This window comes from Brevundimonas sp. GW456-12-10-14-LB3 (genome assembly GCF_059424365.1).
The window spans coordinates 91,920-101,723 of record NZ_JBWKZJ010000009.1; the positions used below are offsets into that span (position 1 = coordinate 91,920).

General features: G+C 65.6%; 9 protein-coding genes. 1 reads left to right on the forward strand and 8 read right to left on the reverse strand.

Annotation, left to right across the window (positions count from 1 at the left end):
* Window positions 1-155: 155 nt before the first annotated feature.
* Entirely contained in the window at window positions 156-677 is a 522-nt protein-coding gene (infC, locus tag AC07XS_RS06135) for a translation initiation factor IF-3 (protein ID WP_039244129.1), read from the reverse strand.
* A gap of 125 nt (window positions 678-802) precedes the next feature.
* Entirely contained in the window at window positions 803-1,765 is a 963-nt protein-coding gene (locus AC07XS_RS06140) for a glycosyltransferase family 9 protein (protein ID WP_182714784.1), read from the reverse strand.
* A gap of 198 nt (window positions 1,766-1,963) precedes the next feature.
* Between AC07XS_RS06140 and AC07XS_RS06145 the strand changes: the two genes are divergently transcribed.
* Window positions 1,964-2,704, forward strand: a complete 741-nt coding sequence (locus AC07XS_RS06145; RefSeq protein WP_054764104.1) for an alpha/beta fold hydrolase — start codon at window positions 1,964-1,966, stop codon at window positions 2,702-2,704.
* 60 nt (window positions 2,705-2,764) lie between these two features.
* Here AC07XS_RS06145 and aguB read toward each other — a convergent pair whose 3' ends face one another.
* From aguB to AC07XS_RS06175, 6 genes are all read right to left on the reverse strand, one after another.
* Window positions 2,765-3,664 (reverse strand): N-carbamoylputrescine amidase, encoded by a 900-nt coding sequence (aguB, locus tag AC07XS_RS06150; protein ID WP_182714783.1) that lies wholly within the window; start codon window positions 3,662-3,664, stop codon window positions 2,765-2,767.
* Window positions 3,661-4,056: a four helix bundle protein gene (locus AC07XS_RS06155; protein ID WP_182714782.1), complete on the reverse strand. Its 396-nt coding sequence runs from the start codon at window positions 4,054-4,056 to the stop codon at window positions 3,661-3,663. Before AC07XS_RS06155 ends, aguB begins: the two co-directional genes overlap by 4 nt.
* Window positions 4,053-5,060: an agmatine deiminase family protein gene (locus AC07XS_RS06160; protein ID WP_182714781.1), complete on the reverse strand. Its 1,008-nt coding sequence runs from the start codon at window positions 5,058-5,060 to the stop codon at window positions 4,053-4,055. Before AC07XS_RS06160 ends, AC07XS_RS06155 begins: the two co-directional genes overlap by 4 nt.
* Before the next feature lie 176 nt (window positions 5,061-5,236).
* Window positions 5,237-7,597, reverse strand: a complete 2,361-nt coding sequence (locus AC07XS_RS06165; RefSeq protein WP_182714780.1) for a TonB-dependent receptor — start codon at window positions 7,595-7,597, stop codon at window positions 5,237-5,239.
* Window positions 7,598-7,762: 165 nt separating this feature from the next.
* The gene (locus AC07XS_RS06170) at window positions 7,763-8,797 is read right to left on the reverse strand and encodes a capsular polysaccharide export protein, LipB/KpsS family (RefSeq protein WP_287397168.1); all 1,035 of its coding nucleotides are present in this window, start codon (window positions 8,795-8,797) and stop codon (window positions 7,763-7,765) included.
* Window positions 8,798-9,437: 640 nt separating this feature from the next.
* Window positions 9,438-9,804 (reverse strand): OmpA family protein (locus AC07XS_RS06175; protein WP_182714778.1); only part of this gene is annotated, 367 nt, incomplete at its 5' end.

Below are 9,804 nucleotides of genomic sequence, written 5' to 3' on the forward strand. Positions count from 1 at the left end.
CTCGGCGATAAGAACGACTGGCCGGGTCCAGGCGACCCTCGACAGGGGCAGGCCTTAAGAGGGACCGGCACATCAAGGCTAAGACGCGCCGAACTCACAGCAAGAAGCCCCGGCCGTCTCCAGCCGGGGCTTCTCAATCTGCGGAAATGGCCCCCTCAGCGCGGGGCCAGGATCATGATCATCTGGCGGCCTTCCATCTTGGGCGCGAACTCGACCTTGGCGATTTCGTCGAAATCGGCCTGGACCTTGTTCAGCAGCTTCATGCCCAGTTCGGGGTGGGCCATCTCGCGACCGCGGAAGCGCAGGGTGACCTTCACCTTGTCGCCCTCGTCGAAGAAGCGGTGCATGGCCTTGGCCTTCACCTCATAGTCGTGGGTGTCGATGTTGGGACGGAGCTTGATCTCCTTCAGTTCGACGACCTTCTGGCGCTTGCGCTGCTCGGCCTTCTTCTTCTGTTCCTGGAAACGGTGCTTGCCGTAGTCGAGGATCTTGGCCACCGGCGGCTCGGAGGTGGAGACGATCTCGACCAGATCCAGCCCGGCTTCCTCGGCGGCTTCCAAAGCGGCGGAGGTGGGCATGACGCCCTGCTTTTCCCCGTTCTGGTCGATGAGCAGAACGCGAGGGGCGCGGATATCCTGGTTCATACGCGGCCCGTCTTTCACGGGTGGCGCTTGCATGGGACGGCGAATGGGCGTCGTTTCCTTATGTGGTCAAAGAAGGCGTGTGTCGTGATGAGCGGACGGGCGCGGCTGTGGCCACGGTCCCCTCTCGCCCGGCAATATGCGTCAGGAAGCCCTATTTTTCAAGGCTCGGCGGGCGCTCCGGCGATATAGGCGTCGCGCAGGGCCAGCACGGCGTCGAAGACATGTTCGACCGTCAGGTCCTCGATCGGGGCGAACTGACCGCGTGTTTCGTTCGAGGCGGCGGTGCGCGTCTTGGGGCCCCAGGGCCCGTACAGCCACCATTCCGTGGGCCCGAACAGGCCCAGCGTCGGGCGGCCCAGGGCCGCCGAGACGTGCATCAGGCCCGAGTCATTGCCGACGAACAGATCGGCCCGATCGATGGCGGCGGCTGAGGCCAGGATGTCGCCCTTGCCGACGAAGTCGATCCCCCGCGGCCCCGCCGCCTCCAGGGCCGGGGTCGCCGGCGGCCGGTCGCCCGGCCCGCCCACGGGCATGAAGCGCCAGCCGTCGAAACGGGGCTCGGCCTTCAGCTTCTCGACCAGGGCGCCCCAGCGGTCGGCGGGCCAGCTCTTGCCCGGCTGGTGGGCGATGGGGGCGAGCGCAATGATCGGTCCGGGACCGGCGCCGCCGGCCAGCTGCGGATCGATGACGGCGGCGGCCTCGGCCCGCGCCTGGTCGTCCAGGAAGATTTCGGGATCGAGCGGCGTCTGCGACCCCATCAGGCGCGACACCATCTCGACCTTGCGCAGGCCGGTCTCCCAAGATCGGTTGTAAACGATGCGCCGTTTCGCCGGGATCAGATAGGCCAGGGCCGAACCGCGAATGTCGATCACCAGGTCCCAGCGCGTACCGACGACCTGTTTCCAAAGATCGACCCAGTGACCGGCCATCTTCTTCTTGTCGAGCACGAGGGTCCGGACCACGCCCGGCGCCGAGCGGAAGAAGGGGGCGGGCGGGCGACCGCAGGCGACGGTGATCTGCGCCCCCGGAACCTGACGCGCGATCTCTCGGATCACGCCCGAGGAAATCACGCAGTCGCCGATGCGGTTGGAGGTGACGAACAGGACCTGGGGTGCGGACAAACGACTGACCTTTCACACCGTCATCCTCGGGCTTGACCCGAGGATCGGGTGCGCCGCGAAAGACTGCGGATGGAGTGGCGACTGTCGCCGCCTTCAGCCGTCCGTGTGCGTCACGCCCGATCCTCGGGTCAAGCCCGAGGATGACGAAGACGCGAACAGGAGGATGACGCCCATACAAAGTCGCGGCACAAGAGCCCCATGAACGATCTTCAACACCTGTCCCGCCCCGATGGCGAAACGCTCGCCTTCAAACGGATCAACGGCTCCGGTCCCACCGTCGTTTGGATCGGCGGCTTCCGTTCGGACATGGAGGGGACCAAGGCCCTCGCCCTGGACGCCGCCGCGCGCGACCGCGGTTGGAGCTTCATCCGCTACGACCATTTCGCCCACGGCCAGTCGTCCGGCGACTGGCGCCGGGCCACCATCGGTCGCTGGCGCGAGGATGCGATCGCCCTGATCGACAGCCTGTCGGGCCCGGTCATCCCGGTCGGCTCGTCGATGGGCGGCTGGGTCTCGCTGCTGGCGGCCTTGGCGCGGCCACAGCGGATCAAGGGTCTGGTCCTGATCAATCCGGCCCAGGACTTTACCGAACGGCTGATGTGGCCAGGCCTGGCCGACCACGAGCGCCAGGCCATAGTGCGCGAGGGCGAGACCCTGATCGTCGAGGAGGGCCTGGGCGAATACGTCCTGACCCGTCGCATGTTCGAGGAGGCGCGGAACTGGCTGCTGCTGGACGGCGTCATCGACATCGCCGCCCCGGTCCATATCCTCCAGGGGCGGGCCGACGACGTGGTGCCCTGGCGCCATCAGGTCGAACTGATCGAGCGGCTGACGGGCGGCGACGTCCGCCTGGACCTGATCGACGGCGGCGACCACCGGCTGTCGTCGCCAGCGGACCTGACCCGGCTGGTCGAGGCGGTGGAGGGGATGCGGGGCTGATCGACCCAACTCCTCCGTCACCCTCGGGTCAAGCCCGAGGATGACGGAATCAGGGACCGCCTACTTCGCGCCCGTCAGCGCCCCATAGAGATCCGTCCGCCGATCGCGGAAGAAGCCCCAGGCCGCGCGGTACTGGTCCAGTTCGTCCAGGTCGAAGCGGTGCACCAGCACCCCCTCCTCCTCGGCGCCCAGGCTCTCGACCAGCGTTCCCTGCTGATCGGCGATGAAGGAATGGCCGTAGAAGGTCTGGCCGACCTCGGTCACCGTCTCATGGCCGATGCGATTGGCCCCGACCACCGGCACGGCGTTGGACACGGCGTGGCCCTGCATGGCCCGACGCCACGGCTCGGCCGTGTGCAGGGCGGCGTCGTGCGGCTCGGTGCCGATGGCGGTCGGATACATCAGGACATCCGCGCCCATCAGCATCATGGTCCGCGCGGCCTCGGGGAACCACTGGTCCCAGCAGATGCCGACCCCGACCTTGCCGAAGCGCGTCTTCCAGACCTTGAAGCCCGTATCGCCCGGCCGGAAATAATATTTCTCCTGATAGCCGGGGCCGTCGGGGATATGGCTCTTGCGATAGACGCCCAGGGCCTCGCCGTCGGCGTCCAGCATGACCAGCGAATTGTAATACTGCGGCCCGTCCTTTTCGAAGATCGAGACCGGTATGGCCACGCCCAGCTCCCTGGCCACCGGCGCCAGGGCCGTGACGCAGGGGTGCTCGCGCCACTCATAGGCCTGGGCGAACCAGTGCTCCTCCTGTGAGACGCAGAAATACGGCCCCTGAAACAGTTCCGACGGCAGGATCACCTGCGCGCCCTTCGCCGCCGCCTCGCGCACGAAGTCGATGGTCTTTTTGATGTTGGCCTGCATGTCCTCGCCGTAAGAGGTCTGGATGCCGGCGACGGTGATGGTCCTGGAAGTGGCGAGCGGCGAGTGGCGAGTGGCGAGGGAAGTCATTTCGTGCGCTCCTCGAGTTTGGAGATGAGGCCGGAAAGCATTCGGCTGATTTCGTCGGCGGGTTCGAGCAGCCGAATCAGGGCGGCTTCATCGAGATAGGTCAGGCGTTGGGCGATGATCAGTTGGGTCTCCACCTCCGCCAGAGAACCTCGGGCGATGGAGAGGAAACGCAGAAACTCAGGCGTGGAGCGCCGGGCGCAACCTTCGGCGATGTTGGAAGGCACAGACACGGCAGCCCGCCTGACCTGGCTGATCAGTCCGAAGCGTTCATCCGAAGGCCATTCGCAGGTCGCCGCATAGACGAGCTCGACCCAGGTCAGCGCCTTTTGCCAGACCAGCAGGTCGCGATAGTGACGAACCTCGCCACTCGCCACGCGCCACTCGCCACTCATTCCGGCTCCTGCTGGGAGATACAGTGGAATGAGCCGCCGCCGGTCAGGATGGCGTTCGACGGCAGGGGGATGATCTCGCGATCGGGGAAGGCCTCCTTCAACGCCTGACAGGCCATGTCGGCCGCGCGATCGTCGCCATAGGTCGGCACGATCACCGCCCCATTGGCGATCAGAAAGTTCATATGGCTGGCCGGGATCGGGCGCTCGTCCTCGTCCAGGACCAGGCCCGGCGACGGAATCCTCAGCACATGGATCTTTCGGCCGGCGGCGTCGGTCATGACCGACAGGTCGCGGGCCACGGCGTCATAGACCTCGGCGTTGGGATCGTTGCGGCCCCAGGCGATCGGGCAGGCCACGACGCCCGGCGCGACGAAACGCGCCAGATTGTCGACATGGCCGTCGGTGTGGTCGTTCAGCAGGCCGTCGCCCAGCCAGAGCACCTTTTTCGCCCCGACGGCGGCTGCCAGGGCGGCGGTCGCGACCGCCTCGTCCTGGTTCCAGGACGGGTTGCGGTTCGGGTTCAGCAGGCACTGGCGCGTGGTCAGGACCGTGCCCTCCCCGTCATGATCCAGCGACCCGCCCTCCATGACGAAGTCGTTCCAGCTCAGGGTCGCGCCGGAATGAACGCCGATCTGTTCGGCCACCGTCTCGTCGCCCGGCATCACATATTTCTCGCCCCAGCCGTTGAAGCGGAAGGCGGCGGCCGTCTTCGATCCCGCCCAGAACAGAGGACCGGTGTCGCGCAGCCAGACGTCGCCGAACACGCCCGCCACCACCTCGACGTTCGCGACGTCGGCGAAACGCGCCCGCACGCCCTCCGCCAGCTCCGGCGCCCCGACCATCAGCTTCACCCGTTCGCGCCCCGGCCCGGCCAGGGCCCGCACCAGAGCCTCGACCTCGTCCTGGGCCTGTTCGAACGGCTCGAACCAGTATTCGGCATGGCTGGGCCAGCCCACCCAGATGGCGCGGTGCGGGGCCCATTCGGCGGGGAGAGGAGGGGTCATGGGCGGCGAAGTCCTGTCAGGGATCGGAAGCGACGACGGGCGGGCGACCCGCGAGCCGCGCCATATGGCCCCAACCGCCCCCGACTTCAACGGCGCCAGACGCCCAGGGGCCGCGGCCAAAGAAAAAGGGCGGCCCGCGAACGGACCGCCCTTCGTCTGTCTGGGTTCAGACGGTCTTAGAAGGAAGCCCGCAGCGTCACCATAGCCGTACGCGGGGCGCCCAGCTGGTAGCTGGCCGAACCGGTGGTCGAGGTGGAGATGTCTGCCAGATATTCCGTATCGAACAGGTTGATCACATTGAACTGGATGTAGGAGCCGCCGTTGCCGAGGCTCGCCAGATTGTAGCGAACGTCCAGATCGAAGGTGGTGTAGCCCGGCGCCACTTCAGTGTTGATGTCGTTCGAGAAGCGGTCGCCGACGCGCTTGCCCTGCAGGCCCAGGTCGAAGGGACCGACCGAATAGGCAACCCGCATGCCGTATTGCCATTCGGGCGTTTCAACCAGTTGGTTGCCGGCGGTCTGGATGAAGACCGGCACGCCGCCGACGACGCCGTTGGGCAGGTTGTTCTTCACTTCACTGTCCGTGTAGGTCACGGAGCCGGTGATGTTGAACTTCTCGAACGGCGACCAGCCGAGTTGGCCGTCGAAGCCCTGGAGCGTCACATCGCCGACGTTGCGGGTCAGGAACAGGCCGGCGGCTTCGTCGAAGGTGCGGACGATGCGGTTGGAATAGTCCGTCTTCCAGGCGGCGATCGAACCGATCAGGCCGGGGGCCTGATAACGGTAGCCGATGTCGTAGGACTTGGTGCGTTCCGGCTCCGGGTTCACGTCGACAACGTCATAGAGGTCATCGGTGCGGGGGGCGGAGAAGCCCTCGGCGTAGCTGACATAGACCGAGTTGTGGTCGGCGAAGCGCCAAGTCACGCCACCGTTCGGCAGGACCGCATCATAGCTCTTCTCGAACGAGCGCGGCTTGCCGTAGCGGTTCGACGCACTGCTGTTCATCGACGAAGCCGGGAAGGTGACCAGGTCCGTGCCGGCGACCGGGGTGCCGACCTGGGTGGTGCAGTAGGCGTTGAAGGTGTCGCGCTGATAGCAGTAGTTGTTCAGCTCGCGGTCGAAGTAGGGCGCGCGGACGCCCAGGTCCAGACTGATCGCGTCGTTGAAGAAGTTGCCGCGATATTCGGCGGCGATCTGGTTCAGCTTGGCGTAGGACAGGCGATCGCGGCGGCGCAGTATGGTGCCGTCGGCGAGCTTGACCGGCGTGCCGTTCCGGCCAGCGAAGGGGTCCTCCGGCTTGCCGTTGGCGTCGATATAGCCGAACTGGCCCGTCTGGCGGTGACGACCGTTGTCGTAGGTATAGGCGACGCGAAGACGATTATTGTCGTTGATGTCCCAGATCAGCGAGCTGGTCAGGGCGTAACGATGGGTGTTGGTGATGTTGGGGCGGAACAGGGTGACGCGCGTGGCGCCGTTGATGACGCCGTCACGGTTTAGATCAGCGCCGGCCGCAGAAGAGTTGCCGATCAGCTGCGGATCCGTCTCGCTCATCGTCTGAGTGCCGCCACCATGCGCCAGGACGTACTGGAAGGACGGGTCGATCGTCAGGACCAAGTTGTCGCGCAGGGTGAAGCGCGAGGCGCCGCGAATGTTGCCCGTGTTCGAGGGGTTGATGTTCGTCAGGGCGGACGGCAGGGTGTTCCCGGAGTTGTAAGCGACCCCGTCGTTGAACTGTTGCAGCGTCTTGCGGGCGATGAAGCTGTTGCGGTTTTCGTTGTAGTTGGCGGTCAGCGAAAGGAAATCGCCGTTGTCGCCGAGCGGCTGGTAGATGCGCGCATTGTATTGGGTCTTGTCGACGCCGCCGGCGCCGATGAAATGGTCATACGCGGTCTTCGAAGCCGAGAACCAGGCGGTCGTGCCCCACGGGCCGAAGGCGCCCGTGTCGACCAGACCGAAGAAGCGGCGATAGCCGGTTTCACCGATCGAGGGCTGCAGGATGACGCCGAACTTTTCTTCCGGACGACGGGTGGAATAGTTGACCGTGCCGCCGGTCGCCGAGGCGGTGGGGCTGTCGACGTCGGTGGTGCCAAGGTTGACCGTGGCGCGGCTGATCAGTTCGGGATCCAGCTGCTGGTTGGAGTAGATGGCGTAGTTGCCGGTGTCGTTCAGCGGCACGCCGTCCTGCGTCAGCGAGATACGGGCCGAATCGAAGCCGCGGATCGTCAGATCGCCGCCCGAGGAGCCGAAAGCATCGTTATTGGTGAAGTTCACGCCCGGCAGCAGGTTGATCGAGTTCAGGATCGTTTGACCCGGCGCCTGGGTCGAGATGTATTCTTCCGTGACCGAAGCTCGCGACTTCGACACAGTCTCCGCCACGATCGCGCCGTCGATGGAGCGAGGGCCGCGCTGGCCCGTGACGACCACTTGGTCCAGTTCGGTCGCTTCCGTACCGGTCGATTGAGCAGCGGCGGCGCTGGCGCCGGCCAGGGTGCCGACGATCGCGGTTGTCGCCCAGAAGAGGCGCTTACGGTTGATCATTACATCTATCCCCAGATGGAGGCCGAACGTGGCCAAGGAGCGGCAGGCGGGGTCGCCTGTCGAAATCCAGCCCCCTCTACGTCCGCTCTTGAAACCTGAGACGACAGATATGTGACAGAGTCGTGACAGGGCCACGCCGTGGCGCAGCGGCAACAGTTGCGGGAGTCAGGAAACCCGCTCGAACACGTCCGCTACGCCCTCGGCGGTGCGCCGAATGGCGCGCGGCTCGTGGAAATTGCCGTTGACCTGACTCTGGGCGATCACATGGGCGCGGAACCGGACGAACAGAGCAGGATCCGGGGCCTGGGGTTTAGACCAGAAGTCGTTCAACGCCTGCTGATCCGTCAGACCGTCGAAGTTGAAGAAGGCGTCGCCCAGCACCTTGACCGGCGTCTGGAACCCCAGGGCCGAAAGCGCGGCGGAAGAGTTGTTGACCACCATGCCCTGAGAGGCGCGGCACAGCTGGGCCAGGTTTCCGCCGTCGATGAAATCGACCCGGCCTTGCAGCTCCCGCTCGATGACCAGGCGCCGCGTGACGGCTTCCAGATCGATCAGGCCCGGGTCCAGAGGGTGGTTCTTGATCACCAGCCGCGCCGCCTTGGGCGCATGGACGGCGAAACTGGTCATCACCTCCGCGAGGAAGGCCGTATTGTCGGCATAGCGGGAATAGCGCAGCAGCTGGGCGTCGCCCTCCCGCTGAAGACAGGCGATGAAGAAGGGGCCCCGCGCCGCAATCACCTCCACATCGTTGCGTGACGGCGACTGAAGGGCCAGACCGAAATATCGCCGGACGTGACCCAGGCACTGGCTGAGCGGAGAGGCGGTATAGTGGCTGGCGTGGCGCGGAAAGAGAAAGCCCCCCACGGCCTGAGCCACATGATAGGCGGTGATGTTGACCACATGGTGCGGCAGGATCCGCCCCACGGGTTTCGGATCGGGCAAAAGCGGCGCCGGCTCCGGATAGCCGTCCTTGAAACGCGGCAGGCCGCTTGAGGCGTTCACGCCGTTCTGTTCGACGGTGATCCAGTCCGGGCGGAAATAGCCGTTCTCCAACACCCAAACGCGTGGCCCAAGTCCTTCCGCCGCAGACAGAACCGCGCGATTGTAAGGGCCGCCCTCGCCGAACAGCAGAAGATCGGTGAAATCGGCCGTCAGTTCCGCCAGTCGCGAAGCCCAGACCTGGGCGGAGTGTTTGAACACCCTTCCCCCCGCTCGCGGCCAGTTCAAGGCGTCGCCCGCATTGAAGATCATTCGCTGGACGGTCGCGCCGCGGGCTTCGAGAGTCCGCGCCAAGGCGACGCCGAACGGCCCGAACGGCGCCGAGACGATAAGGAATCTCCGACCATCCAAGCTTTGGATCGCGCGACCTGGCCCGGCCTCCGCACCGTTTTTTTGAGACGAAGGGAAGACGGCGATTTCGGCCGCCCGCTGCGGCGTGGGGGTGCGAAGGCGAAGCTGAGGTCGAGGCGCGCTCATGACCTCTCCGCGAAGCCGGTAGCGCCTGCGCCGCCGGCCCAAGAAGGTTCGATTGGAGTGTCTTAAATCGACCATCTAAGGGGTTCCACGCCGTCCGGCCTGGCGATCCATACAACGCCAGGTCGCTTCACCTCTCCGATCAGAACATCTGGCGCAAGAGAATTTGTTCGATGGCTTTGTCGCGCTTAGCCGCAGAGGGATCAACCCACTAAAGCTGAGCGATGGGAAAAATGCGGGGGCGGCTGAGGCAGGCGCACGAAGAAGCCGACGCCCGGAATGCAAGGCGCCGGCTCTCCAACTTTACGCTGACAGACTTCCAAGAACGAGACCCGATCTGACGATGTCAGACCGAATCTTGCCTGTCTTAGAAGTTGATGTCGATGGTGGCGCGACGGTTGAGCGGTTCGCGCACGCCGTCGGCGGTGGGCTTGGCCAGGGCGGTTTCACCCTTGCCGTCCAGGGCGATGACGCCACCGTTGACGCCTTGGGCGACCAGAGCGTCCGCGACGGTGCGCGAACGACGGTTCGACAGGCCGAGGTTATAGGCGGCCGAGCCCGAGGTGTCGGTGTAGCCGACGATCAGGACGCGGGTCGGACGGCCCGACTTGGCGTAGTTGGCGGCCTGAGCGACCACCGAGCGAGCCTCAGCCGTCAGGTCCGAGCGATCCCAGTCGAAATAGACCACGAACTGACGCTCGGCCGGCTTTTGCGGAACCGGCGGCGGGGGCGGC

Excerpts from the sequence above, each read along its gene's own strand:
- infC (WP_039244129.1), bottom strand. The coding sequence starts at position 677 with ATGCAAGCGCCACCCGTGAAAGACGGGCCGCGTATGAACCAGGATATC.
- AC07XS_RS06160 (WP_182714781.1), bottom strand. The coding sequence starts at position 5,060 with ATGACCCCTCCTCTCCCCGCCGAATGGGCCCCGCACCGCGCCATCTGG.
- AC07XS_RS06165 (WP_182714780.1), bottom strand. The coding sequence starts at position 7,597 with ATGATCAACCGTAAGCGCCTCTTCTGGGCGACAACCGCGATCGTCGGC.
- AC07XS_RS06155 (WP_182714782.1), bottom strand. The coding sequence starts at position 4,056 with ATGAGTGGCGAGTGGCGCGTGGCGAGTGGCGAGGTTCGTCACTATCGC.
- AC07XS_RS06145 (WP_054764104.1), top strand. The coding sequence starts at position 1,964 with ATGAACGATCTTCAACACCTGTCCCGCCCCGATGGCGAAACGCTCGCC.
- aguB (WP_182714783.1), bottom strand. The coding sequence starts at position 3,664 with ATGACTTCCCTCGCCACTCGCCACTCGCCGCTCGCCACTTCCAGGACC.